At 40.5% G+C, this 25,861-nt stretch carries 17 protein-coding genes and 15 tRNA genes; 20 read left to right on the top strand and 12 right to left on the bottom strand.

Features of this window, described 5'->3' with window-relative positions; all coding sequences use genetic code 11:
- Positions 1-8: 8 nt before the first annotated feature.
- Positions 9-656, bottom strand: coding sequence for a 4Fe-4S dicluster domain-containing protein (locus tag QPX86_RS14025; RefSeq protein ID WP_285163034.1), 648 nt, complete (start codon positions 654-656; stop codon positions 9-11).
- A 391-nt stretch (positions 657-1,047) separates the two neighbouring features.
- Between QPX86_RS14025 and QPX86_RS14020 the strand changes: the two genes are divergently transcribed.
- From QPX86_RS14020 to QPX86_RS14010, 3 genes are all read left to right on the top strand, one after another.
- Entirely contained in the window at positions 1,048-3,447 is a 2,400-nt protein-coding gene (locus QPX86_RS14020; protein ID WP_285163033.1) for an OmcA/MtrC family decaheme c-type cytochrome, read from the top strand.
- Positions 3,448-3,779: 332 nt separating this feature from the next.
- Positions 3,780-5,309: an NADP-dependent phosphogluconate dehydrogenase gene (gndA, locus tag QPX86_RS14015; RefSeq protein ID WP_220755635.1), complete on the top strand. Its 1,530-nt coding sequence runs from the start codon at positions 3,780-3,782 to the stop codon at positions 5,307-5,309.
- A gap of 287 nt (positions 5,310-5,596) precedes the next feature.
- Positions 5,597-5,902, top strand: coding sequence for a hypothetical protein (locus QPX86_RS14010; protein ID WP_220755634.1), 306 nt, complete (start codon positions 5,597-5,599; stop codon positions 5,900-5,902).
- 78 nt (positions 5,903-5,980) lie between these two features.
- Here QPX86_RS14010 and QPX86_RS14005 read toward each other — a convergent pair whose 3' ends face one another.
- Positions 5,981-6,853: a 1,4-dihydroxy-2-naphthoate polyprenyltransferase gene (locus tag QPX86_RS14005; RefSeq protein ID WP_220755633.1), complete on the bottom strand. Its 873-nt coding sequence runs from the start codon at positions 6,851-6,853 to the stop codon at positions 5,981-5,983.
- A 236-nt stretch (positions 6,854-7,089) separates the two neighbouring features.
- Here QPX86_RS14005 and tesB point away from each other — a divergent pair, with 236 nt between their 5' ends.
- From tesB to QPX86_RS13990, 3 genes are all read left to right on the top strand, one after another.
- Entirely contained in the window at positions 7,090-7,953 is an 864-nt protein-coding gene (gene tesB / locus QPX86_RS14000) for an acyl-CoA thioesterase II (protein ID WP_220755632.1), read from the top strand.
- Between the two features lie 5 nt (positions 7,954-7,958).
- A complete protein-coding gene (locus QPX86_RS13995) occupies positions 7,959-8,354 on the top strand; it encodes a YbaY family lipoprotein (protein WP_374758531.1) in 396 nt (131 codons plus the stop codon).
- A gap of 175 nt (positions 8,355-8,529) precedes the next feature.
- Positions 8,530-9,780, top strand: a complete 1,251-nt coding sequence (locus QPX86_RS13990; RefSeq protein ID WP_407696634.1) for an MFS transporter — start codon at positions 8,530-8,532, stop codon at positions 9,778-9,780.
- Positions 9,781-10,308: 528 nt separating this feature from the next.
- Here QPX86_RS13990 and QPX86_RS13985 read toward each other — a convergent pair.
- From QPX86_RS13985 to gltX, 9 genes are all read right to left on the bottom strand, one after another.
- A tRNA-Glu gene (locus QPX86_RS13985) sits at positions 10,309-10,384 on the bottom strand.
- Between the two features lie 105 nt (positions 10,385-10,489).
- Positions 10,490-10,565, bottom strand: a tRNA-Glu gene (locus tag QPX86_RS13980).
- A 242-nt stretch (positions 10,566-10,807) separates the two neighbouring features.
- Positions 10,808-10,883: transfer RNA gene (locus QPX86_RS13975), tRNA-Glu, on the bottom strand.
- Positions 10,884-11,124: 241 nt separating this feature from the next.
- A tRNA-Glu gene (locus tag QPX86_RS13970) sits at positions 11,125-11,200 on the bottom strand.
- Between the two features lie 107 nt (positions 11,201-11,307).
- Positions 11,308-11,383, bottom strand: a tRNA-Glu gene (locus QPX86_RS13965).
- Between the two features lie 106 nt (positions 11,384-11,489).
- Positions 11,490-11,565 (bottom strand) — tRNA-Glu (locus QPX86_RS13960).
- Positions 11,566-11,807: 242 nt separating this feature from the next.
- Positions 11,808-11,883: transfer RNA gene (locus QPX86_RS13955), tRNA-Glu, on the bottom strand.
- 83 nt (positions 11,884-11,966) lie between these two features.
- Positions 11,967-12,042: transfer RNA gene (locus tag QPX86_RS13950), tRNA-Ala, on the bottom strand.
- 105 nt (positions 12,043-12,147) lie between these two features.
- Entirely contained in the window at positions 12,148-13,557 is a 1,410-nt protein-coding gene (gene gltX, locus QPX86_RS13945; protein ID WP_285163031.1) for a glutamate--tRNA ligase, read from the bottom strand.
- 786 nt (positions 13,558-14,343) lie between these two features.
- Between gltX and QPX86_RS13940 the strand changes: the two genes are divergently transcribed.
- The 7 genes from QPX86_RS13940 (at position 14,344) to QPX86_RS13910 (ending at position 15,101) form a co-directional block, all read left to right on the top strand.
- Positions 14,344-14,419, top strand: a tRNA-Val gene (locus QPX86_RS13940).
- Between the two features lie 40 nt (positions 14,420-14,459).
- A tRNA-Val gene (locus QPX86_RS13935) sits at positions 14,460-14,535 on the top strand.
- Between the two features lie 37 nt (positions 14,536-14,572).
- Positions 14,573-14,648 (top strand) — tRNA-Val (locus QPX86_RS13930).
- A 37-nt stretch (positions 14,649-14,685) separates the two neighbouring features.
- A tRNA-Val gene (locus tag QPX86_RS13925) sits at positions 14,686-14,761 on the top strand.
- Between the two features lie 37 nt (positions 14,762-14,798).
- Positions 14,799-14,874, top strand: a tRNA-Val gene (locus QPX86_RS13920).
- A 37-nt stretch (positions 14,875-14,911) separates the two neighbouring features.
- Positions 14,912-14,987 (top strand) — tRNA-Val (locus QPX86_RS13915).
- Positions 14,988-15,025: 38 nt separating this feature from the next.
- Positions 15,026-15,101, top strand: a tRNA-Val gene (locus QPX86_RS13910).
- A gap of 260 nt (positions 15,102-15,361) precedes the next feature.
- Here QPX86_RS13910 and QPX86_RS13905 read toward each other — a convergent pair.
- A complete protein-coding gene (locus QPX86_RS13905) occupies positions 15,362-17,191 on the bottom strand; it encodes an ABC transporter ATP-binding protein (RefSeq protein WP_220754798.1) in 1,830 nt (609 codons plus the stop codon).
- 183 nt (positions 17,192-17,374) lie between these two features.
- Between QPX86_RS13905 and QPX86_RS13900 the strand changes: the two genes are divergently transcribed.
- The 7 genes from QPX86_RS13900 to sstT all read left to right on the top strand — a co-directional run bounded on the left by QPX86_RS13900 (position 17,375) and on the right by sstT (position 25,795).
- On the top strand, positions 17,375-19,000 hold the full coding sequence (locus QPX86_RS13900; RefSeq protein ID WP_285163030.1) for a DNA-3-methyladenine glycosylase 2 family protein: 1,626 nt from the start codon (positions 17,375-17,377) through the stop codon (positions 18,998-19,000).
- Complete coding sequence (locus QPX86_RS13895) at positions 18,990-19,568, top strand: methylated-DNA--[protein]-cysteine S-methyltransferase (protein WP_285163029.1); 579 nt, start codon at positions 18,990-18,992, stop codon at positions 19,566-19,568. The genes QPX86_RS13900 and QPX86_RS13895 overlap by 11 nt, the downstream gene beginning before the upstream one ends.
- Before the next feature lie 220 nt (positions 19,569-19,788).
- On the top strand, positions 19,789-21,117 hold the full coding sequence (locus QPX86_RS13890) for a DEAD/DEAH box helicase (protein WP_285163028.1): 1,329 nt from the start codon (positions 19,789-19,791) through the stop codon (positions 21,115-21,117).
- A 164-nt stretch (positions 21,118-21,281) separates the two neighbouring features.
- Positions 21,282-21,752, top strand: a complete 471-nt coding sequence (locus tag QPX86_RS13885) for a phosphatase domain-containing putative toxin (protein WP_285163027.1) — start codon at positions 21,282-21,284, stop codon at positions 21,750-21,752.
- 119 nt (positions 21,753-21,871) lie between these two features.
- On the top strand, positions 21,872-23,389 hold the full coding sequence (locus tag QPX86_RS13880; RefSeq protein WP_220754793.1) for a phospholipase D family protein: 1,518 nt from the start codon (positions 21,872-21,874) through the stop codon (positions 23,387-23,389).
- Positions 23,390-23,477: 88 nt separating this feature from the next.
- Complete coding sequence (locus tag QPX86_RS13875; protein ID WP_220754792.1) at positions 23,478-24,356, top strand: chemotaxis protein; 879 nt, start codon at positions 23,478-23,480, stop codon at positions 24,354-24,356.
- A 215-nt stretch (positions 24,357-24,571) separates the two neighbouring features.
- Positions 24,572-25,795 carry a serine/threonine transporter SstT gene (sstT, locus tag QPX86_RS13870; RefSeq protein WP_285163026.1) on the top strand — a complete coding sequence of 408 codons (1,224 nt, stop codon included), beginning with the start codon at positions 24,572-24,574 and terminating at the stop codon, positions 25,793-25,795.
- Positions 25,796-25,861 lie beyond the last annotated feature (66 nt).

Below are 25,861 nucleotides of genomic sequence, written 5' to 3'. Positions count from 1 at the left end.
TTTAGTTTTTAAACTAATTCCAAATACTTTTCATGAAGTTCAACCTCGGCAATGGCGTCTTCCCAGGTATAAAACTTAATTGCCCCAGTCGGGCAAACTTGGGCACAATTAGGACTGCCTTCACAGAGATCGCATTTGAGAGATTTTCGAGTGGTTTTATCTATGGTGATAACCTGCTGCGGGCATTTATCTGCGCAGTAACCGCAACCAACACATAAGTCGTCATTAACAACTCTTGCACCGGTTTCTTCGTTAACAGATATTGCTTCTTGGGGACAAACTGTCATGCAGACATCACACTGACGACAGGTAGATGGCACAATGGTGCTATCACCTTGCTCACCACGCTGGTCTTGATAGTTTGGCTGCACGCCATGGGGGCCAAAGTTGAGGTTTTTGGCAACTTTAATTCTTGAGGTACTTGGGCTGACAGCTGATTTTTCGTGGCTCCAGCTACAGGCTATTTCGCAACGTCGGCAGCCTACACATAGGATAGGATTGACGACCATGAGTCCACCGGGTATGACTTCAACTATCGGGGTTTCTGCGTCATCACTGCTACCACACCCAGTTAAAAAACCGACTAATGTTCCACCATAAACGGTTCCGACAGCGACCTTAGCGCCATTAGCAAGTAGTGCTCTCCTTGTAATCATATTTGTTTCCTCTTAATTATAAATATTGCTTTTATGTTTATATTTATGAGTTGAGTATTATTTAATTAAATTAAAAACAAGTTGACTATGATCACGTTTACTTTCTTGATTTTGTAATTAGTCTGAATATATATCTTGAGTCACATTTTTTTACAGTGAATTTCATTTATTAAAAACTGACTTTCTATTTAATTGCTGAAAATAGTATTGGGTTTCATGTTTGAGAATTGTTATTTTTAAATTCAGTATTTTAGTTTGTGGAATATACTTATTTGTCAGTCGTTGTTTTTATATTTTGGGTGGATTCATGATTTTTGTCACAATAAGATTTTAATAAATAAATAATTATTACAATAAATATAAATGCCGTGAATTAATAAAAGGAATAACAATGATGAGCAAATTGTTAATTAGGAAATATAAGAAGTGGGTAACACCACTTGTTTTAGTTCCAATGGTTGCACTTACAGCATGTTCCGGTGATGACGGAAGTAATGGTGAAGATGGCGAATCTGGTGACATTAATATTGCGATTTCTTCAGCGACTTCATTAAAAGCTGAAATTGAAAAAGTTACGATTGATGAATCGTTAAACGTCTCTTTTGAATTCTATTTGAGTAACGTCAATGGTGTTGCTGTCAGTGGGTTAGCTGATTTGGAGTCAATTCCTACTTTGGGTGCGGGTATTGCTAAACTGGGCGAGCAGCAACGACGAGTTAGACCATTAAATGAAGCTGATAGCGCTAGCGTTCAATCTACGGCTGAAACTGATTTGTCACCGCAGTGGACAAGTTATATCAATAATATAGTGGAGCCGGGTGACGTTGCTGATAATGATTTAGAAGAGGGCTGGGATAAAAATAAAGGCACTCAATGGCAAGCCAGTATTGAATCTTCATGTAAAGAAGGTTGTATTGAAGCAATAGGTAATGGTTTGTACCGTTATACGTTTTCACAAACCTTAGACAGTTATTCAAATATTGATGGTATCAATACTGACTACACTGCTGAAAATATTCATCGGGTTTATTTAGAATTATTGCCTTATTCCGATGCCGAAATTAATACTATGTTAGTTAACACCACATTTGATTTTGATCCTCAAACGGGTATTGCTGCGGCAGCAGAAGACACTCGGATATTACTGGCTGCTGAGCAAAGCTGTTATCGCTGTCATACAGATGATTTATCGGCAGACAATAGCTTATTAATGCATGGCAGCAAACGCTTTGATTATGAAGGCTGTGTCATGTGTCATACCAGTTATTCAGGTGATCCTGAAACCGGTGTGAGCATTGGTATGGCGAGTTTAGTACATAAAATACATAAGAGTGATTACTTAGTGATTGGCTATAAAGGTTCAGTCCATGACTATAGTGATTTGTCTTACCCTGGTGACATGCATCAATGTCAGCAATGTCATATTGAAGACGGTGCGCCTCAAGCTGACTTTTACCAATATCCTGGTCAAGAAACCTGTTTAAGTTGTCATGAGAAATATGCACCTGATACCTGGAATGGTACTGCGGTAGGCTTATTCCATGATCGCGATGTGTTTCCTGATGCATGGGCGATGAGCTGTAGTGGTTGTCACCCAGATAGTAATAATCCATTAGGTTCGACCATTTTCCACAATGCTACTGTGAGCGTGACAGACACCTTGATGCAGCAATACCAGTTTGCGTTAACTAACAGTGTTGTAGATGAGGCGCAGGACACGTTAACTGCCACCTTAACCTTTAATCAGTTAAGCACTAATCCAGTTGCTGATCCTGCTATTGATAATCTATGGATTGTCGCTTCAGGTAATAATCAACAAGACGTAATGCCAACTGATAATGGTCAACGTAAAGTGTGGGATATTGTCTCAGGAGCTGACGATATCACACTCACTAGAGATAGTTCTGTTGTGACTGTGACAATTACTAATGCCGGTGTTGCTGATTTTGGCTTAGAGGATAAAGGAACATTATTTGCCAAAGTAATGGCATGTGGCGATAAATCAACGGGGTTAGCTGCTTCATGTGATGCGTTGGATTCAGATACTAACATTGTTACTGCCGAAGTGCCTGCTGACAGCGCAATTGCTTTAACTGCCAATGTAGATGTTTACGCTGAATTGGTGAATAACCAAAAATGTGTGGCTTGTCATGATGAGCAATTCCAGCAACGTGTCAATGATGCGCACAGTAAAATATCGACTCCTGGTAATGGCGCAACCTGTGGTGCATGTCATTCACCGCAAGTAGCAACAACATTGACAGATGGTAGCTGTCAAAGCTGTCATACCAACGACATGGTTAAATACATGAATGCGACGCGTAAGCACACCCCTGGTGATGCTAGCATCAAAGCATTTAGAACCATCAATAACAGCTTAAGCTACCGTGAGTTAGTGCATTCATTACATGCCAATACGCGAACAACTGTGGGTTATCAAGGTAACGAGCGTGAAGATATGACTTATCCTGCTGCGGCGAATGATTGCCGAGCATGTCATGACGAAGGCCAACTTGATATGGAAACGCTATCAGCGCAAGACTCTGTGGTAGTAGCAACCCCTGATGCAACCATGACTGGCGAAGTTGCCGAGTATTCACCAACAGTCGCTACATGCTCAGCTTGTCATAACAATGTTGAAAGTTGGGCTGCCCACGCTGCAAGTTATGGTGGTGTATTCCAGCAAGATGCAAGCTCAGGCGCTATTTACCAACCTGGTGATGAGTCTTGTCAAACCTGTCATGGTGAGGGCAAAGGCTTTGGTATTGATGTGATGCACGGCTTTAACTAAACCGACATAACGCTTGCCAAAGGGTTGTACGAGTTTGAAAAATCACTCCGATTTGCTCGTACAGCCCTTTTTTAATATACGCCTTTAATATTTAAGACTCATCATTACTGTTTATTCTGTATTTTAGTGATGCATTAATGATTTACATTTACTAGCACTTCTTATAACTATCTGTGTTTATTCAATAAAAATTGTTTGTTTTTTATTCTTCCTATTTATGCAATAGAGTGTGCACATTTTGCGACTGTAATTTTGTTACATAAATCCGTATAATCCCCCTTCAAATGGATTCGCTACGCGCGATTAATCTCTGTGACCTTTGGAAAATAATAATGAAAACCCAATCATTTCGTTCAGACATCGGCGTTATCGGCCTCGGTGTTATGGGCAAAAATCTCGCGTTAAATATTGCTGATAATGGCTATCAGGTAGCGGCTTTCGATCTTGACAGTGAAAAAGTAAATGGTGCGATTAATCAAGAACAAGCCGAAAGAAAAGCTGACTTAGCTCCCCGAATGCTAGGTTGTAATAATCTTACTGAAATGCTTGATTCTTTAGCTAAACCTCGTGTCATTGTGTTATCTGTGCCTGCTGGTGGACCGGTTGATGGTGTGTGTAATGCATTAATCGAAGCTGGTATCGAGTCTGACGATATTATCGTTGATACAGGTAACAGTTTATGGACTGATACCGTTGAACGTGAAGCACGCTTTAAAGGTAAGTTTGTGTTCTTTAGTTCTGCCGTTTCTGGTGGTGAAGTTGGTGCGCGCTTTGGCCCATCGCTTATGCCGAGTGGCGATAAAGATGCTTGGCAATACGTGGCTCCAGTATGGAAAGCAATGGCTGCTAAAGTCGACCCTGAAACTGGCTTGCCTATTGAGCGATTTGAGCCGGGTAACCCAGTGATTGAAGGGGAGCCATGTACGACTTACATTGGACCTGCAGGCTCAGGCCATTACGTTAAAATGGTGCATAACGGTATTGAATATGCTGACATGCAACTCATTTGCGAAGCATATCAGTTACTGCATGATGGCTTAGGTTTATCTGCTCATGAAGTCGGTAGTATTTTCCATACTTGGAACCAAGGTAGTTTAAATAGCTATCTGATGGAAATAAGCGCAGAGGTGTTACAACAAGATGATCCGTTAACGGGTAAACCTCTGGTTGAAATGATCTTGGATAAAGCGGGTCAAAAAGGCACTGGTCTATGGACTGCGGTAAGCAGTTTACAAATTGGCTGTCCTGCGCCAACGATTGCTGAAGCAGTCTATGCACGCGCTGTGAGCACACAAAAAGATTTACGAGTTAATTTAAACTCAAAGCTTGCTGGCCCAGCCAAAGTGGCTTTAAATGATGCTGAAAAAGCGGAGTTTATTGCTAATCTTGAAGATGCATTATATTGCGCCAAAGTGTGTTGTTACGCACAAGGTTTTCAATTAATGGCGATGGCGGCAAAAGAGCAAAATTGGTCTTTAGATTTTGCTGAAATTGCTAAGATTTGGCGTGCAGGTTGTATCATTCGTGCAACTTTCTTACAGTCAATTACCAAAGCTTATCAAGATGATGCAGCGCTTCCAAACTTACTGATGGCTCAAACCTTCAGCGACAGTTTATCAGCTAAGCATATGAATTGGCGCAAGACGGTAGCTGCGTCAGTAATGCAAGGCATTCCAGCACCATGTATTAGCTCTGCTGTGGCTTATTACGATAGCTATCGTAGTGAGACGCTGCCAGCTAACTTACTGCAAGGTCAGCGCGACTTTTTTGGTGCCCATACTTTTGAACGCACTGACAAGCCAGCTGGCGAAAAGTATCATTTAGATTGGAGTGCTAAAGAGCGAACTTTATCTAAAGTATAGTTTTAATTAAGCTGTTAGTTTTTGTTAAAAGGCAAAAGTGGCTTAATTTAATCCGTTAAAATATAGTCTACGTTTAAAAGCGCTTCTTTTAAGAAGCGTTTTTTGTATCCAATTTTTAATTTTTAAATTGAGTTTTAATTTAACTGCACTAACTATTAATAACGAATCATTCGTATTCAGTTATTCTGTATATTAATTAAGATATTATCTAAACTCATCAGGCCTTGTAAAAGGCACAAGTCTAATATAGGTTGAACTAAGGTACTAACTGAAATAAAGGAATATACATGTCAACGAAAGCGGATAAGCAAAAAAGATTAGTTGAAGCCATTGATGTTCTTACCACCGAATATAATAAATATTCTAATGCTGCTTTAAAACAACTCCCAGCGTTAGAGACAAAAGATAATGAAGCGCTAGAAAAGTTATTAGAAGTGGTGCTATTACGTGAGTCACTGAGTCAGAGGACGACGTCTAAAGCACCTGCATCAATAAAGTTAAGGGCATCTATTGCTGATGTAATTTTACTTAATGATGATTTTGATAGAAAGCAGATATCTGCCAATGCTAACGCGGCTATGGAAGCCAGTTAATTAATCATTAAATCCATTATCTGTGCAAGTTATATAAAAGCACTTCTTTATGAGAAGTGCTTTTATTGATTTTAAGCGCTAATTAATCACTAAGCCGATACTGAATAAAAAACTAAATATCATGGTCAGTTTGGCTGTTCTGCCAAGAATGGGGTTAAGCGCTTCACCGCTGGTGTTGCTAAATTCGCCGCTAAGCTGGCGGGCATAAACTAACGAAAGTCCAGCTAATAAAACGGGAATTCCTGGTAAGTATCCCATTAAGAAACCACCAATTATGATCCCGAATGGTAAATACACTAATGCTTGGTATAGCACACGAGCTTGGGCTTGACCGATACGCACAGCAAGTGTGTTTTTGCCTGCTTTAGTATCTGTTTGGATATCGCGAGTATTGTTGACTAACATAATCGCTGCGTTAAACATGCCTATTGCACTACCTAACAGCCATGCGCTGGTGCTGGTATCACCCGCTTGAATGTAATAGCTGCCGACTACGGCCACTAAGCCGAAAAATACGAATGCTGCAACTTCACCTAGTCCATGAGATGCAAGCGGGTATGGTCCACCGCTATAACAAACAGCGCCAAGTAATGCTGCAACGGCTAAAACGGCGATAGGCCAACCACCGTGCACAATCAATGCTGAACCAACAAGTAATGCTAATACAAGACACAATATCATGGCATTACGTACGCTATTAGGTGAAATCATACCGCTTTGGGTTACACGAACAGGGCCGACACGCTCATCAGTATCAATACCGTTCTTAAAGTCGAAATAATCGTTGGCTAGGTTAACTGCTATTTGTAATAAAATGGCACACAACATAGAGATACATGCAATTGTAAAACTAAATTGTTCTAGGTGCAGCGCTAGAATATTACCAATTAATAAAGGACCAATTGCAGCGGGTAGGGTGCGTGGTCGAATAGCTAAAATCCAAGATTGCATATAGTTAAGGCTTCAAGATATTGAGTTAAATTAGGATTGCCTAATAGCATAGCAATTTTTTACGATTAAGTACGAGATTGTGATCGCGCAATTTGGTAAAAAGTTATTGTTATTTGTGCTGATTTTTTTCATATTTTGTACATATAACCGTAAATTTATGATTATTTTTACTATTGATGTGCGGTTCTAAGGTAACCTTAGATAATTGAGATGGTATCAACAGCGTTAGGGTATTTATGAGTCAGGTATTAAATGATTTACTTTCATTATTGTCACTAGAACAAATAGAGCTTGGTCTGTATCGTGGCCAAAGTCAGGATTTGGGATTTGGCCATGTGTTTGGTGGACAAGTAATGGGGCAAGCATTAAGCGCTGCAAAACAAACTGTTAGCGAAGATAGGCATGTGCATTCGTTGCATTCATATTTCTTACGCGCTGGTGATGAGAAATTGCCAATTGTTTATGATGTGGAGAATATGCGTGACGGTGGCAGTTTTAGTGCAAGGCGAGTGAAGGCGATTCAAAAAGGTCGACCAATTTTTTATATGACTTGCTCATTTCAAACGCCCGAAGCTGGATATGACCATCAGGCGATCATGCCTGACGTTCCTGGACCAGAAGGCTTATTGAACCAGCAAGAATTGGCGCTGACGATGCGTGATAAAGTGCCGGCAAAAATACTAGAAAAGTTCATGGCTGATTCACCGATTGAAATGCGTTTGGTTAACCCTGTGCATCCAATTGCGCCAGACTCGACTGAACCTAAGCGATATACTTGGATGCGCGCCAGTGGCGATATCCCAACAGATCATAGCGTACAAGAATATTTGTTGGCTTATGCCTCAGATTTTAATTTTCTAGTCACAGCTGCACAGCCACATGGGGTATCATTTTTAACGCCAGGTATGAGAATGGCAACCATAGATCATGCGATGTGGTTCCATAGACCATTTAATTTTTCAGACTGGTTGCTTTATAGTGTTGAAAGTACCAATGCTAGTGGCGGTCGTGGTTTTGTTAAAGGGCAGTTTTTTGATCAACAAGGGCGTTTGGTTGCTTCAGCAACTCAAGAAGGCCTATTAAGAATGACGAAAGGGTAATGACGATGAAGAATGGTTTTAAAGCAATGGTCTTTGGGGTAATAACTCTAATATTGACGGCATGCGTCACTGTCACGCCTGATGAGCCAGTTGTTATTAATGGCTATGCTGGCTATTTAGAGCGGGTTACTCTTCCTGCTGGCTGCCGAATTGATATTGCAATTATTGACTTAAATACGCCCGGCTTGATTATTTCGCAGAAAAACTTTGATATCGCTCGTGCTCCTGTGCCATTTAAATTTACGTTACCTGCGGACAGCATAGATGATGATATTGAATACGGTGTAGTGGCAATGATTTCATATCAAGGGCAAGTGATCTTTCAAACCTATGATAAATTTCCTGTTGTAAATAACGATAAATTCACTACCGAAGTTATTATGAAGCAAGTTGAACGTTAAACAGAATCTATTCAAGTTCAGCTAAATCGATGTTATTTCGTTTACGTCTTGATTTTTATTCCTAGGAATTAAGACGTAAATCACATCTTCTTATATCGCTAATTGCATGTGCTGCTTAACAAGCAATAATCAAATTTCATTTCTTTTTATAATCGAGGCTTAAGTTGTGCCTGATTTGCGTGTTAATGCTGTAAATGAAGTAGATTACTCTCGCTCTGAGCATCGACTCATTTGGGCTTTATGTTTAGCCTCTATCGTTGTCTATATTAACCTTTATGCCGTACAAGGCATGCTGCCTTCGATTGCAGAACACTTTGATGTTACAGGCGCTAAAGCCACTTTAATACTTTCTGTTACCAGTTTTTCACTGGCTTTTTCATTATTAATGTATGCGGTTATTTCCGATCGTATTGGTCGTCTTGCGCCCATAATGGTGAGCCTTTGGTTACTAGTAGCCTCAAATGTTCTGTTAATATTTGCACAGGATTTTGATGCGTTATTGATGGTGAGATTACTGCAAGGGGTTTTATTAGCTGCTGTTCCTGCAATTGCTATGGCTTACTTTAAAGACCAGTTACCAGCTAGCTTTCTGCTAAAAGCAGCCGGTATATATATTATGGCCAATAGCTTAGGTGGGATTGGCGGTAGGTTAATGGGTGGTTTGTTATCGCAATACTGCACTTGGGAGCAAGCGATGACGGTCAATTTTGCTGTGACATTCATTGGTATTACCCTAGTAACGTATCTCTTGCCTAGGCGAGAGCTAAAACCTGAAAAAATTAAAGATTCTATTGGAGTGTTATCAAAGATAAAACAAGATATTGGTGGCTTTATTTATCACTTAACCGACCATCAAATGCGTTTGGTTTATGCCATTGGTGGGCTCGCATTCATGATGATGGTGAATCAATTTAGTTTTATTCAGCTGCACCTTATGGATGACCCATATAATTTTAGCCGTTTTGCAGCTACCCTGATTTTCTTGTGCTATTTGAGTGGTACGCTAACCTCGTATTTTTCATCCAATTGGGTTGTAAAATTTGGTGCGTTACGTTTGTTTAAAGGTGCCTTATTGGTCATGTTATTAGGGACACTGCTTACCTTAATGGATAACCTAGCTGCTATTACGCTCGGATTCTTACTCACAGCGAGTGGTTTCTTTTTAACTCATAGCTGCTGTAACTCATTTGTGGCTATCAGAGCATCGACACATCGTGCTAAAGCAACTTCTTTGTACCTATGTAGTTATTATCTCGGAGCGTCTCTTGGAGGGCCGTATTTGATGCTTTTTTGGCACCAATTAGAATGGCAAGGGGTTGTTATTGGATCTTGCGGATTATTAGCTTTTTTATCTGTGGCAATTATGCGGCTGACCTATTATCAATCAAAAGATATTGAACTAGAAAAGGTTGTTCAAGCAAGCTAATTATTGTCGAGTTATAGAATAAATATAAGAGGCCGTAGGCCTCTTTTTTATATCTATTATTCGGGTTATTTTTATATCTATTTTCATGAACACTTAAAGTGCTTGTTTATGAGAAATGGTATTAATTAGTTGAGTGTTTGTGTAGATAGCTTAATTGAAGGCTCGGCTAAATGTTCCAATAACAACTAAGGAGAATAATTGATATGGATAAACACACCCTATGCTTTAGCTTGTGAACGATAGCAATCACTATTTATCACTGTATTTAATAAATCTCTTTACTGTCTAGCTTATGACAGGCTAAAGACCAAAATAGCGAGTTGTGTTGTTCACTGAAAGTAGGGTTAATGCTTAATCGGCTGGAATAAGATAAACATTTGAGCGTTAAAAATACTGCAGTATTAGAAGTTATACCTGAATTAATGATGTGTTTATAGAAGGCTATATGTTGAAAGGTAAGAGGTTGACAAATTTGAGGTATAAAAAAACCACAATTAAGTGGTTTAAATAACTCTTAAAAAAAGAGAGTGGTATCCCCTAGGGGATTCGAACCCCTGTTACCGCCGTGAAAGGGCGGTGTCCTAGGCCTCTAGACGAAGGGGACCCGGACTGCATTAGACTCTGCAAAGAGTGAATGACTCATTAAGTTCTGTAGGCTAAAACTTAACGCTTTTTTATTTTCTCGAAATACATCAAGAAAAATAAATAGTGGTATCCCCTAGGGGATTCGAACCCCTGTTACCGCCGTGAAAGGGCGGTGTCCTAGGCCTCTAGACGAAGGGGACCCGGACATATTGTTTTACTTCTAATATAACGAAGACCTATAAGTAACACTTTAGAAGGCTGTTAAAGTGAAACCGCCGTGCTCTTAATAAAATAGCGCGGTGTCCTAGGCTCTCTCTTCTTTTAATCGAAGGGGACCCGGACTGCATTAGACTCTGCAAAGAGTGAATGACTCATTAAGTTCTGTAGGCTAAAACTTAACGCTTTTTTATTTTCTCGAAATACATCAAGAAAAAATAAATAGTGGTATCCCCTAGGGGATTCGAACCCCTGTTACCGCCGTGAAAGGGCGGTGTCCTAGGCCTCTAGACGAAGGGGACCCGGACATATTGTTTTACTTCTAATATAACGAAGACCTATAAGTAACACTTTAGAAGGCTGTTAAAGTGAAACCGCCGTGCTCTTAATAAAAAAGCGCGGTGTCCTAGGCTCTCTCTTCTTTAATCGAAGGTGACCCGGACTGCATTAGACTCTGCAAAGAGTGAATGACTCATTAAGTTCTGTAGGCTAAAACTTAACGCTTTTTTATTTTCTCGAAATACATCAAGAAAAAATAAATAGTGGTATCCCCTAGGGGATTCGAACCCCTGTTACCGCCGTGAAAGGGCGGTGTCCTAGGCCTCTAGACGAAGGGGACCCGGACTGCATTAGACTCTGCAAAGAGTGAATGACTCATTAAGTTCTGTAGGCTAAAACTTAACGCTTTTTTTATTTTCTCGAAATACATCAAGAAAAAATAAATAGTGGTATCCCCTAGGGGATTCGAACCCCTGTTACCGCCGTGAAAGGGCGGTGTCCTAGGCCTCTAGACGAAGGGGACCCGGACTGCATTAGACTCTGCAAAGAGTGAATGACTCATTAAGTTCTGTAGGCTAAAACTTAACGCTTTTTTATTTTCTCGAAATACATCAAGAAAAAATAAATAGTGGTATCCCCTAGGGGATTCGAACCCCTGTTACCGCCGTGAAAGGGCGGTGTCCTAGGCCTCTAGACGAAGGGGACCCGGACATATTGTTTTACTTCTAATATAACGAAGACCTATAAGTAACACTTTAGAAGGCTGTTAAAGTGAAACCGCCGTGCTCTTAATAAAATAGCGCGGTGTCCTAGGCTCTCTCTTCTTTTAATCGAAGGGGACCCGGACTGCATTAGACTCTGCAAAGAGTGAATGACTCATTAAGTTCTGTAGGCTAAAACTTAACGCTTTTTTATTTTCTCGAAATACATCAAGAAAAAATAAATAGTGGTATCCCCTAGGGGATTCGAACCCCTGTTACCGCCGTGAAAGGGCGGTGTCCTAGGCCTCTAGACGAAGGGGACCCGGACTGCATTAGACTCTGCAAAGAGTGAATGACTCATTAAGTTCTGTAGGCTAAAACTTAACGCTTTGATTTAAGTATAATTGGTGGAGCTACACGGGATCGAACCGTGGACCTCTTCGCTGCCAGCGAAGCGCTCTCCCAGCTGAGCTATAGCCCCTCAACTATACTTAATGCATTTGGACATACTGCGATAAATAATCACGTTGTGTCTCAACTGCGAGGCGCATTCTATGCAGCCTCGCCAAAAGTGTCAACTCGTTTTTTAAGAATTTATTCTATCTGCTACAAATTCAATCGCTTTGGATATTCTTTGTTCGCAACGAGCCTTTCCAACCAAAAATAAGGTTAAATCTACAGCAGGTGACATACCAGTGCCTGTAACGGCTACACGTAAAGGCATTCCGACTTTACCCATTCCCACTTCAAGTTCTGCAGCAGTATCTTCAATTGCTTGATGTATAGCTTCAACTGTCCACTCAGGAAGTGCAGAAATTTTTTGTTGAATGAGCTTTAATGGCTCCATGGCTACGCCACGTAAATGCTTTTTAGCGGCATTTTCGTCAAAAGCATCGAGGTCTTCGTAAAAGTAGCGGCTAGAAGCTGCTAACTCTTTCAAGGTTTTTGCTCTTTCAGATAATGCAGTAACAACTTCAGCTAATGCTGGGCCATTTGCTGTATCAATTTTTTGGTCATCCATATGCCATTGAAGATGTGTTGCAATATATTCTGGAGCAAGCTCTTTAATGTAGTGTTGGTTTAACCAATTTAACTTTTCAGTATTAAAGGCAGAAGCAGCTTTATTGATATCGTCTAGTTTGAATAACGAAATCATTTCATCCATCGAAAATACTTCTTGGTCGCCATGTGACCAACCTAAACGTACAAGGTAGTTAAGAAGTGCTTCTGGCAAGTAACCATCATCACGATATTGCATTACACCAACAGCACCATGACGTTTAGAGAGTTTTGCGCCGTCATCACCTAAAATCATCGATACATGAGCATATTCAGGAACTGGTGCACCTAATGCTTTAAGGATGTTAATTTGGCGAGGGGTGTTGTTGATGTGGTCTTCTCCACGAACAACACAAGTAATACCCATATCCCAGTCATCAACTACAACACAGAAGTTGTAAGTCGGCGTACCTTCTGTACGGGCGATAATTAAGTCATCTAATGTGTCATTAGCAAATTCGATACGACCACGTACGTGATCATCAAACACAACACTACCTTCGGTTGGATTTTTGAAGCGAATAACAAATGGCTCGTCAGTATCACGAGGTTCAAGATCGCGACAGCGGCCGTCATATTTCTGTGATTCGCCATTTGCTGCTTGTTCTTCACGCATTGTTTCAATACGTTCGCGAGAACAGTAACACTTATAAGCAGTACCTTGTTCAAGCATTTGAGCGATGATTTCGTTGTAACGATCGAAACGTTTAGTTTGGTAATAAGGACCTTCGTCCCAAGTTAGTCCTAACCATTCCATTCCTTCAAGAATTGCCGCGCAAGCTTCAGGAGTTGAACGTTCAATATCAGTATCTTCTACACGTAAAACAAACTCGCCTTGGTTTGCGCGGGCATAAAGCCAAGAATAAAGTGCCGTACGAGCACCACCTACATGTAAAAAGCCTGTTGGGCTAGGAGCAAAACGCGTCTTTGTTGTCATAATGGGACACTGACCTATTTTCAAAACGTCTATATAAAGACTGATATAATTAAGTGGCCGATATTCTATACCCAAACCACCTTGTTATGCGAGTTTCACTATTGATAATTTAAACTGCGTCAATTAAGCAGAGCCATAATGAACATCATAAGCAAAAAAACTATAGCCAAAGAAAGTGCTAATTGCTTACTTAACCACAACTCGGGCTAATAGATGCATATCAAACTGCTCGTTGCACATCTAAAAGTGCTGAATTCTCTTGCTTGCTATTGATATGCAAATTGGCCTAGCTATGAGACCAAAGCTCAATTTTGAAACTAGGCAGTTGAATATTGGCTATTTAAATCTCACTTATTCAACTCTTAACCCGAAATGAGGTTGCTTATAAATTGAAATTTTAAGGTTAAGAATGAGTAAAGTGGTCGATTAAACTTTGACTGAACCTCAAATCAGCCAGGTGAATCCATTTAGTTGCTTTTTGGACTGTTGTTTCTTTTTTAATAGCTAAAGCAATAAATAGGTTCGATTAATTAAATGACTGAACAACTTTTGATACATGCATGATGAATTTACGCTCAATGTTATTCGAAATAACCATTGTAGTGATAGAAGGCCAGAGGAAAGGATAAACAATTTTGTATTCTAAGCAGTCTATTTCATCATTCATGGCCTTTAAAGCGTTTAACAATTCAACAATCCGCACGTTTTTACCACGGCTAAGCTTTTTAAATGAAAAAGTCGTTGACAGTATTTCGTTGCTCCCTATAATACGGCCCCACACAGCGAGGTCGATTAGCTCAGCTGGGAGAGCACCTCCCTTACAAGGAGGGGGTCACTGGTTCGAGCCCAGTATCGACCACCATTCTTTATTTATAGAGAATTAAATCATTGTGTAAATCCCAGGTCGATTAGCTCAGCTGGGAGAGCACCTCCCTTACAAGGAGGGGGTCACTGGTTCGAGCCCAGTATCGACCACCATTCTTTTCATGAAGAATTAAAACATTATGAAATCCCAGGTCGATTAGCTCAGCTGGGAGAGCACCTCCCTTACAAGGAGGGGGTCACTGGTTCGAGCCCAGTATCGACCACCATTCTTTTCATAAAGAATTAAAACATTATGAAATCCCAGGTCGATTAGCTCAGCTGGGAGAGCACCTCCCTTACAAGGAGGGGGTCACTGGTTCGAGCCCAGTATCGACCACCATTCTTTTCATAAAGAATTAAAACATTATGAAATCCCAGGTCGATTAGCTCAGCTGGGAGAGCACCTCCCTTACAAGGAGGGGGTCACTGGTTCGAGCCCAGTATCGACCACCATTCTTTTCATAAAGAATTAAAACATTATGAAATCCCAGGTCGATTAGCTCAGCTGGGAGAGCACCTCCCTTACAAGGAGGGGGTCACTGGTTCGAGCCCAGTATCGACCACCATTCTTTTTATAAAGAATTAAAACATTATGAAATCCCCAGGTCGATTAGCTCAGCTGGGAGAGCACCTCCCTTACAAGGAGGGGGTCACTGGTTCGAGCCCAGTATCGACCACCATTTCTTTTGCTTTACCTCATTAAATTCTCAAATCTGATTTATACTCCAACAGTTCATTTTTTCTGTTCAATTTTACTGTGTTCTACACTTTTTGTTTTCAGAACCTATCACTCATCCTTTTTGTAAAGTATGAGCAAATCTTCATGAACCAGAGTTTTTAACGATAAAGCTAGTCTATATCCACTCTGCATATTGTTGTTTAAACCATAAAAAAGCCGCTCAATGATTACATTGAACGGCTTTATAAACTTAATTTAAGCTTAATCGATCCCTAAGAACCCACCTGTTTGATGTGCCCATAACTGTGCGTATATCCCACCAGATTTGATTAATTCTTGATGCGTACCTTGTTCAACTATTTTGCCTTTATCTAATACGATCAATCTGTCCATTGCTGCAATAGTTGATAAGCGATGGGCAATAGCAATTACCGTTTTACCTTGCATCAACTCATACAAACTTTCTTGAATCGCAGCTTCAACCTCAGAATCTAACGCAGATGTCGCTTCATCAAGTAAAAGAATCGGCGCATTTTTAAGTAATACACGTGCAATTGCGATTCGTTGACGCTGGCCGCCCGATAATTTAACCCCGCGCTCACCCACTTGTGCATCTAAGCCGGTATTACCGAAAGGATCGGATAAGTCTTGAATGAACTCGCTGGCTTGAGCTTGCTCAATTGCGGCCATTAACTGCTCATCTGAAGCCGTTGGGTCACCATAAAGTATGTTTTCACGGATTGAGCGATGTAGTAGAGAAGTATCTTGGGTAACCATGCCAATCATTGAACGTAATGAGTCTTGGGTGACATCGGTAATTTTTTGATCATCGATGGCAACATGGCCTTTTTCGACATCATGAAATCGCATGAGTAAGTTAACTAATGTTGATTTACCGGCACCAGAACGGCCAACTAAGCCGACTTTTTCACCCGCTTTGATATTGAGATTTAAATCGTTAATCACCCCAGAATCTTCACCATAGTTAAAGCTAACATCATTAAAATCAATTTTACCATTATCGACGATGATATCTTTGGCATCAGGCTTATCTTCAATTTCAATAGGCTTAGATAACGTGTTCATTCCGTCGGTGACAGTACCGATGTTTTCAAATAAAGAACTAATTTCCCACATGATCCATTGCGACATACCATTTAGCCTTAAGGCTAAACTCACCGCAATAGCAATCGCGCCTACGGTAATGGCGTTGTCTGCCCAAAGCCAAATTGATACTGCAGCAATTGTGAATGCCAACATGTAGTTAATGGCTTGGACTAATACGTTGATGATGGTGACAAGACGCATTTGGCCATAAACCGTGTGTAAAAAGCCCATCATACTGTCTTGTGCGTAATCAGCTTCTTGCTTGGTGTGAGAAAACAGCTTAACAGTCGCAATATTGGTGTAGCTATCCACAATACGTCCTGTCATTGTCGAACGCGCATCGGCTTGCTTTGCTGAAATAGCTTTAAGTTTAGGTACTAATTTCCATTGAATTGCGACGTAAGCAAATAACCATATCAGCATGGGCAACATTAAGCGTATATCTGCGCTGGCGATCATGACTAGCATTGAGGTGAAGTAAATCAGGATATACATCAATACATCGAGTAATTTCATCACTGTCTCACGCACAGCTAATGAGGTTTGCATCACTTTAGTAGCGATACGGCCTGCAAAATCGTCTTGATAGAACGAAATACTCTGCTTAAGCAAATAACGATGAGCTTGCCAACGAATCGCCATAGGGTAATTACCCAATAAGGTTTGATGGACGATAGAGGCGTGTAGCCAAACTAATAGAGGGATCACAACCAGCACGATAATTGACATGCCGATTAAGGTATTGCCTTCATCCTGCCATAAGGTTTCAGGGTTTTTAGTCACTAGCCAGTCAACTAATTTCCCCATAAAGCCAAATAAAGAGACCTCTAAAACGGCCAACGATGCAGTTAACATCGACATGATAATCAGATGCTTTTCAAACCCACGAGTGTAATGACGGCAAAAAGCATAAATGCCTTTTGGGGCTTGGGATGGTTCTTCTTGAGGAAGGGGATTGGTTAACGATTCGAAAAATTTAAACATCAACAGCTCAAACAAATATTAGTTATTGCTAGGATACCGTAACTTGTGAACTAAGTGTTGAATTGATTATTACAATTCATGGTCAAAAGAATCATCATTGAGTTCCGTTTTCCGCTAGTGAGTACGGTTAACTTTGGTTACAGTAGATTTACTTTAAGTTGTTGTGAGCGAACCTAAGCCGTTATGAAGACTTCTAATATTAATGAAACCAATAGTTCGAATGAACCGAGTTTTGCTTCATTAACTCACGATACTGCACCAAATCAAGGTTCTGTGAATTGTCATTTGTCAGACGATGTTTGCAGGCAGGCAAGATTAAGCCGTGATGCTCGTTTTGATGGTCGCTTTTTCATTGGTGTTAAAACTACTGGTATTTTTTGTCGTTCTATTTGCCCAGCATCGCCCCCTAAAGAACAGAATGTGGTTTATTTTGATTCAGCTATTAAAGCGGCAGAAGCAGGGCTCAGACCATGTTTACGTTGCAGACCAGATAGTGCGCCGCAATCAAATGCATGGCAAGGAACGAGCACCAGTTTACAAAGAGCTATTCGTTTAATTGATGGTGGTTGTCTGAGTGGCGAGCACGCTGAGTCATTGACGGATTTATCTTCTCGTCTTGGGATAAGCTCTCGCTATTTGAGTCAGCTGTTTAACAAACAACTCGGCACTTCTCCTAAAAAATATGCGTTATATCGTCAACTGATGTTCGCAAAACAGTTGTTACATCAGACCCAGCTTTCAATGACCGATGTCGCTATGGCGGCAGGTTTTAATAGTATTAGGCGTTTTAACGAAGTATTTAAGTCCCAATTGCAATTAACCCCCTCGCAATTAAGGCGCTCAAATACCGCTAAAACAGGCGAATCAAGAGGTAAAGCTTGCTCACATCGCCCGCAAACTAGTTCGCAAGGGATTAATTTACTGTTGGATTACAGGCCGCCTTTTCAATGGCTTCAAATGTGGAGGTTCTATCAATTACGTGCGGTTGAAGGTATGGAGTGGCTTAACGAAAAAACGCTGTCTTATGGCCGCAGCTTTACGGTGATGTTTGACGACAAATTAATTAGAGGCACATTTGAAGTCGCTCCGGTTAACGCAAAAAATCAGCTTTCATTGAACGTACAATTTGAAGAGCAACAACACATAGGCTTCTTGTATCAAATCGTACAATACGTACGCAAGTTACTCGATTTAGATGCCGATATGGATGTTATTGAAGCAGCGTTTGAGCCATTGGTGTCTATGGGGATGACTGTGTCATCAGGACTGAGGATCCCAGCCACCGCATCAGTATTTGAAGCGGGTTGCCGCGCAGTACTTGGTCAACAAGTGAGTGTGATTCAAGCCAGTAAATTATTAAATGTATTAGCGGTTAACTATGGTGATAAAAGCACTATTGGGGAGCGGGAAGTGTTATTTTTTCCAACTCCCAAACAAGTGGCTGAAGCAGGACTTGATGAGTTTAAAATGCCGGGGGCAAGAAAGCGTGCTTTGAACGGACTGGGTCAGTTTGTTACACAAAACCCGTTAGCGTCACCTGAAACTTGGATAGAGGTTAAAGGAATTGGTCCTTGGACGATAGCTTACGCTCAAATGCGCGGCGAAAGTAACCCTAACATTTTTCTTGGTGGTGATTTGGTCATCAAGAACAGAGTTAAAGCCTTAATTGTCAAACAAGATGCTATGAAAGGCTTAGACAGGGAATTTACTCCCAAGTTATATCAACAACTAGTTGAGCAAATTAGTCATCAAGTGAGCCCATGGGGCAGTTATTTAACCTTTCAATTATGGAAAAACGATGAAAATTAATAATCATCCACCGATATACCAACAGGTTATTAGTAGCCCTGTGGGAAACCTTAAATTGCAAGCATCAGAGTATGGTTTAACTCATCTACAGGTGCAGCAAGACTCTGTTGCCAATGACACTTTAACAAATGCTCAGCAGCAAACAGATGGGGTTGCAGATGCATTTGTAACAGAGTCATCTGCAATTGAACCATCTGTAGTTGAGCGAGAGCGGGCTAAAGCTTATGTGACTCAGGCGGTAACAGAGTTAGGCCAATACTTTAAAGGCGAACGGCAAACATTTGATGTAAAACTTGCTGCTAAAGGCACTGAGTTTCAACAGCAAGTGTGGCACGCGTTAACTGAATTAAACTTTGGAGAAATTTGCAGTTACGCCGCGATTGCTGACAAAATAGTACGCCCCAAAGCAGTAAGAGCTGTAGGCGCTGCAAACGGCGCTAACCCGATAGCGATTATTGTTCCTTGCCATCGAGTTATTGGTAAAAATGGAAGCTTAACAGGTTATGCCTATGGACTTGAGATGAAACAATATCTATTAAGTTTAGAAGGCGTAAATACTGAAAACTGACATGTTATTTTGATTGATGTTGCTCGAACATAAAAACAACATTGGTGAGATTTCATCAATCAATCTTCAACTTAAGTGACCCAAAGTCGTCCATAAATTACATTCAGCCCAAAAATTGCGCATAGCATGCGCAATATCGCTAACTTAAGCTGCTCAAATAAGCTAAAATAACCACCAAAGTTATATTCAATTTTTAATTATATTTGAGCATCCTAATTTAATGACATCAGCTAATAATTCACCTGAAAACTTGCAAAAGAGTGCAACTGATTTTGCCGAACTGGGTTTAATCGCACCGATCACTAACCGACTTGCGGAAATGGAATATAAAACGCCAACGCCTATTCAGGAGCAAGCGATTCCAAGTGTGATTGCAGGAAAAGATTTATTAGCGGGTGCCAATACAGGTTCAGGTAAAACTGCGACATTTGTGTTGCCTATTCTGCAAAAAATTCATCGAGCTCAATTAAGTACTAAAAAAGACAAAGGTAATTTTGTTTCTGCTTTGGTGCTAGTGCCGACCCGCGAACTTGCTAAACAAGTTGCTGACAGTGTTAAGTCTTACGCGGTTTATTTTAACGGTGCTATTAAGTCGACGGCTGTATTTGGTGGGGTATCTGCCAATACACAGATGTTAGCGCTTCGTGGCGGTACCGATGTGTTAGTCGCGACGCCTGGACGATTACTGGATTTGATTTCAAGCAATGCCATTAAGCTTGATAAAGTTGAAACACTCGTACTTGATGAAGCAGACAGAATGTTAAGTCTTGGCTTCACTGAAGAGCTTTCAGCCTTGTTGGCGTTAATGCCGCAGAAAAAACAAACTTTGTTATTTTCTGCCACTTTCCCAGAAGAAGTTCGCACACTGACAGATAGCCTGCTGCAAGAGCCTGTCGAAATTCAGCTTCAAAGCGCAGATGCCAGTACTTTGGTGCAACGGGTATTTACGGTAAACCGAGAAAAGAAAACTGCATTACTTGCTGAGTTAATTAAGCAAAATAAATGGCGCCAAGCGCTGATTTTTGTCAATGCAAAAAACAGCTGTAAGCATTTAGCCGACAAATTATCAAAGCGCGGGATTACCGCTGAAGTATTCCATGGTGATAAAGGTCAAGGCGCGCGAAACCGTGTATTAGATGGCTTTAAAGCCGGTGATATTGAAGTGTTAATTGCCACAGATATTGCTGCACGTGGATTAGACATTGAAAAGTTACCTGTTGTGATTAACTTTGATCTTCCACGAAGCCCTGCTGATTACATGCACCGTATTGGTCGTAGTGGTCGTGCGGGTGAAGTGGGTTTAGCGTTATCGCTAATTGCCCATGCTGATTATCATCATTTTGGCATCATCGAGAAAAAGAACAAAATTCGCTTAGAGCGCGAAACCTTTGTTGGATTCGAGCCTGATGAAGAAATGCCAGATGATGAGTTCGCTCTAGAAAAGCCGATGGCAAAACCTGCCGGAACAGGTAAGAAAAAGAAGAAAAAACAAGCCCCTGTGAATGTCGATATTTGGGCTGGTAGCCCAAATAAAGACGATACCAAGTAGCGATTTTTAACAAAATCTCAGACTATAAACTCAGAGGTTTAAGACTCTAAGATTTAAGCCGCAAAGTTTTAAATTGAAAAGATTTAAATCACTGGCGTTAGACTATTTTGAATAACACCAACAGTTAATACATCCAAGTAATAGATTAAGAGTAACCATCAAATATGAAGCAGTTATTTTGGTTAGTAGATGGAGTCATTGCTGGTCGCAGTGGCCCAAATAAAGATGAATGGAATCTAGCTGAACTTAAAGCATCAGGGATTGGAGCAATCTTGTCGCTCAATAACGGCGAAGGTGTCGACAAAGTAGAGTTAGAAACTTTAGGGCTTCGCTATTTATGTACACCTTTTTCTAGAAATATTCCGCCGCAAGAGGGCGATGTTGCAATTTTCACTGAGCAAGCACCTAAAGCGCTCGCATTTATTAGGCAATGTGAAGCTGACAACATCCCTGTATTAATCCATTGTCGTTCAGGAAAAGACCGAACGGGCATTATGATGGCCTATTATTTAATGGATAATGGGGCTGCTCCCGTTCATGCTGTTAGCCAAGTTCGCTGTATTCGTGATATAGCTTTTAGTTCTGAAGGCTGGGATCAACTGGTGTTTGATGTGCTGTACGCATTGCAAGATTAAGAAACTGGTCGTATTTTATTAAACTAGTTGGTGAGATTAGTTTATTAGACTAGTTTGAAAGATAAGTTTTAGATTAGCTTAATTGCTACAAAAATAATAATTCAGGAAAGGGAACCTTGATGCTTAAAAATAAATACATATTACTGCTTTGCTATGTGTTTGCTTTTATCGTGTCGGGGTGTGCCTCTAAGGTAGAATTTGAGCCCCTTGAAAAGCAATATAAGCTTATTCCGCCAACCGATACATCCCTTGCCACCTATATCAACTCTCAGAAAAAACCAAACTTAACAGGCATTAAAGCCTTATCAGATGGTATTGATGCATTCATAGCAAGGCTGGCGATGATTGATAGCGCGCAAAAGAGTGTTGATCTGCAATATTACATCTATCGGAATGATGAAACAGGGAAAATGCTCACCTTGTTTTTATATAAAGCAGCTGAACGGGGAGTCAGAATCCGTATACTTTTGGATGATCTGACGACTGCTAATCATGATGATGGCTTAATGGCTATTGCTAATCATCCCAACATTTCTATTAGGCTATTTAATCCATCATACGAACGTCATTATCGTGGTTTAGCCTTCTTAAGCGATTTTGGTCGTATGAACCATCGGATGCATAATAAATCATTGACCATTGATAATTTAGTTACCATCGTTGGCGGACGAAATATTGGAGATGAATATTTTTCTGCTAATGAAAATGTTGAGTTTGGTGATTTAGATGTGTTAGCAGTTGGTCCTGCTGTGGATGAAGTTTCTACACAGTTTGATACCTATTGGAACTCCGAGCAGGTGCAAAGCATTCAACAACTTACCGATGCTAATGAGCTCAATTCTGATCTTGAGATGTTGAAGCTCAAAGCGGCAGAGTTCGAAGCGACATTAACTGAGAGTGAGTATGCCAAACGTCTTGAAAGCAGTCGTTTGATTGAGAGACTTAAAAATAAAACGCTTGATTGGTATTGGGGAAAAGCACATGTGGTGTTCGACCCACCCAATAAGCTTGAACAAGGGCGAGAAGATGGCATTTTACTTGATGATTTGGCTTATTTTTTTAATCAAACTCAGAAAAAACTGTTAATTGTATCGCCTTACTTTGTCCCTGGTGATGAAGCTACTAATGAGTTAATTAGTGCAGTTAAAGAAGGAAAGCAAATAAGCATAGTCACCAATAGCCTTGCAGCGACCGATGTTCTTGCTGTGCATGCAGGTTACCAACAATATCGACAAAAGCTAGTAGAAGGTGGCGTTAAAATTTATGAGGTTCGAGGCGATCCAACGGAAAAAAAATCGAGTTGGAAAGGAAGCAGTAAAACCAGTTTACACGCGAAAACCTTTGTTGTTGATGAGGACGTTATCTTCGTAGGTTCTTTTAATTTTGACCCACGTTCAGCATTAATTAATACTGAAATGGGTTTGGTTATCGAAAATCAACAATTTGCACATGATATTTTAAATGGAATTGCCATTACAGCAGATGAAAAAGCCTATGAGCTCAGCATTGAAGATGGTGACTTAGTCTGGTTAGATAACTTTAATGACAAAGTTATTTATGCTGAACCTGGTGCAGGTTTTTGGAGAAAGTTTTTTGCTGATTTTTTATCATTATTGCCTATAGAGTCACAACTTTAAGCTTAGTATTCAATATACTCTCTTGCTTGGTTTGCTATGTTATATAGCCTGTGATTTACTGATTTCAATATGTTTTTCGGATGAGTATATGAAGAGTAAAGCTAGCCAATCCCAAGGATTACTCCTATTTCATTTATCGCATACTCAGCAGTTTGCACTTGGTACACTTAAAATTCGTGAAATAGTCCCTTTTACCGCACTATCAAGTATTCCTCAGTCTCATCCAATGATCCTCGGCGCGGCAAATATTCGCGGTAATACTATTGCAGTTATCGATATGGCTGGTGCAATCGGGTTCAGACCTATCGATAAAAGTGAGCAAGATAAATGCTACATTATCATCACAGATTGTCAGCGAATGGTGATTGGCTTTTTAGTCCGTGGTATCGATAAAATCATTGAATGTAATTGGCGAGATATTGAAGCGCCAGCCTCAAATTTAGGTCACAATGTTTTTCTAACCGGGGTGACTAGACTAGATGACCGGTTAGTTCAGTTGTTAGATGTCGAATTGTTAATGGCAAAAATTTTTCCACAAGATCCTGCGACTAACCGCGCTATTTTAACTGATGTGCAGCGCGAACAATTAAAGCCCAAACGCATTTTGTTAGTGGATGATTCTAAAGTTGCTCGAAAGCAGTTATCAGATGCGCTGGATTCAATTAACATTGCATACGATGTTACTTCAGATGGGCATGATGCATTAGCTATCATGCAGCAAGCTGCTAATGACCAAAAGCCTGTGAATATCCTTGTGAGTGATATTGAAATGCCAGGACTTGATGGCTATGAGTTAGCCTTTGAGGTTAAAAATAACCCTGATTTAGCCAGTGCTTACATTATTTTGCATACTTCATTGTCTAGTGAAATTAGTGTTAGTCAGGCAAAACAAGTTGGCGCTGATGAAGCATTAACCAAATTTGATGCTCACGAATTGATCGATGCGATGCTTCGTGGGGTAAAATAGAAACGACCATATGATTTAACGCATTGAATCATAATTAGTCACATGTTGGCTAAATGTGGTTTGTTTGGTAATAGCGCGTAATATTAGTACATCATTTCCCCCCTAGACTAGACTTTAGCCAATTCATCCGATATATACCTATCAGAGCTTATTAAAAGCCGTACAAATATTAGAGCTTACTAAAAGCCATAAATATAATAATCATAGGTCAAGCAATGAATCAAAATCCATCTCTGTTAGCGCGAGTCGCTAGCGGTAGCTTAGTGCTACAAATTCTCGTCGGTATTGTTCTGGGTGTTATCCTGGCAACTTTCTCAACTTCAGCTGCAACACAGGTATCTTTTTTAGGTAGTTTGTTTGTTGAAGCTTTGAAAGCCGTCGCGCCAATCTTAGTGTTTATTCTCGTTGCTTCATCGATAGCGAATCAAAAGAAAAATGCTCAGACAAATATGCGTCCTATTATTGGCTTGTATTTAGTCGGTACTTTAGCAGCGGCATTAACAGCTGTGGCATTTAGTTTTGCATTTCCAACAACATTACTGTTGGCTGGCGGTATTGAAGGTTCTAACCCACCACAAGGCATCGCTGAAGTATTAAATACTTTGCTATTTAAAATTGTAGATAACCCTGTGAATGCCTTATTAACAGGTAACTACATTGGTATCTTGGCTTGGGCTGTGGGTCTTGGGATTACCTTGCATCATGCAAGTGAGTCGACTAAGAAAGTGGTATCTGATTTAAGTGATGGCGTAACTAAAATTGTTCGTTTTGTTATTCGCTTTGCCCCTATTGGTATCTTCGGTCTGGTTTCGGGCACGATTGCGGCTACAGGTTTTGATGCACTAGCAGGTTATGCACAGTTGCTAGGTGTGTTGGTTGGTGCAATGCTATTTATTGCATTAGTGGTTAATCCAATCATTGTGTACTTGAAAATTAGACGTAACCCTTATCCATTGGTACTTAAGTGTTTACGTGAAAGTGGTGTTACAGCGTTCTTCACTCGTTCAAGTGCGGCGAACATTCCTGTCAACATGGCCTTATGTGAAGAATTAAAGCTTCATAAAGACACTTATTCAGTATCAATTCCGTTGGGTGCAACCATTAACATGGGCGGTGCGGCGATTACCATTACTGTACTGACTCTTGCTGCTGCGAATACACTAGGCATTCAAGTCGACTTTCTAACTGCGGTGTTATTGAGTGTAGTAGCGGCAGTTTCTGCATGTGGCGCTTCAGGTGTTGCAGGTGGTTCATTACTACTTATCCCATTAGCATGTGGTTTATTCGGTATCTCGAACGACGTCGCCATGCAAGTGGTTGCTGTGGGCTTCATTATTGGTGTGGTTCAAGACTCAGCTGAAACCGCGCTTAATAGCTCAACTGATGTGGTATTTACCGCAGCCGCTTGTGAAGCTGCAGAGAACAAAGCCAATAGTTAAATATTGGTTTTGAACCGATATAAAAAAGCCGCTCATTGAGCGGCTTTTTCTTGTTTTTAAACTAAG

The sequence above is a fragment of the Shewanella goraebulensis genome (genome assembly GCF_030252245.1).
Lineage (GTDB): Bacteria > Pseudomonadota > Gammaproteobacteria > Enterobacterales > Shewanellaceae > Shewanella > Shewanella goraebulensis.
The sequence above is the reverse complement of the archived record's forward strand: the minus strand, read 5'-3'. Positions and strand labels throughout refer to the sequence as shown.

Coding starts and splice junctions, on each gene's coding strand:
- QPX86_RS14025 (WP_285163034.1), bottom strand. CDS start 656: ATGATTACAAGGAGAGCACTACTTGCTAATGGCGCTAAGGTCGCTGTC.
- QPX86_RS14020 (WP_285163033.1), top strand. CDS start 1,048: ATGATGAGCAAATTGTTAATTAGGAAATATAAGAAGTGGGTAACACCA.
- gndA (WP_220755635.1), top strand. CDS start 3,780: ATGAAAACCCAATCATTTCGTTCAGACATCGGCGTTATCGGCCTCGGT.
- QPX86_RS14010 (WP_220755634.1), top strand. CDS start 5,597: ATGTCAACGAAAGCGGATAAGCAAAAAAGATTAGTTGAAGCCATTGAT.
- QPX86_RS14005 (WP_220755633.1), bottom strand. CDS start 6,853: ATGCAATCTTGGATTTTAGCTATTCGACCACGCACCCTACCCGCTGCA.
- tesB (WP_220755632.1), top strand. CDS start 7,090: ATGAGTCAGGTATTAAATGATTTACTTTCATTATTGTCACTAGAACAA.
- QPX86_RS13995 (WP_374758531.1), top strand. CDS start 7,959: ATGAAGAATGGTTTTAAAGCAATGGTCTTTGGGGTAATAACTCTAATA.
- gltX (WP_285163031.1), bottom strand. CDS start 13,557: ATGACAACAAAGACGCGTTTTGCTCCTAGCCCAACAGGCTTTTTACAT.
- QPX86_RS13905 (WP_220754798.1), bottom strand. CDS start 17,191: ATGTTTAAATTTTTCGAATCGTTAACCAATCCCCTTCCTCAAGAAGAA.
- QPX86_RS13900 (WP_285163030.1), top strand. CDS start 17,375: ATGAAGACTTCTAATATTAATGAAACCAATAGTTCGAATGAACCGAGT.
- QPX86_RS13895 (WP_285163029.1), top strand. CDS start 18,990: ATGAAAATTAATAATCATCCACCGATATACCAACAGGTTATTAGTAGC.
- QPX86_RS13890 (WP_285163028.1), top strand. CDS start 19,789: ATGACATCAGCTAATAATTCACCTGAAAACTTGCAAAAGAGTGCAACT.
- QPX86_RS13885 (WP_285163027.1), top strand. CDS start 21,282: ATGAAGCAGTTATTTTGGTTAGTAGATGGAGTCATTGCTGGTCGCAGT.
- QPX86_RS13880 (WP_220754793.1), top strand. CDS start 21,872: ATGCTTAAAAATAAATACATATTACTGCTTTGCTATGTGTTTGCTTTT.
- QPX86_RS13875 (WP_220754792.1), top strand. CDS start 23,478: ATGAAGAGTAAAGCTAGCCAATCCCAAGGATTACTCCTATTTCATTTA.
- sstT (WP_285163026.1), top strand. CDS start 24,572: ATGAATCAAAATCCATCTCTGTTAGCGCGAGTCGCTAGCGGTAGCTTA.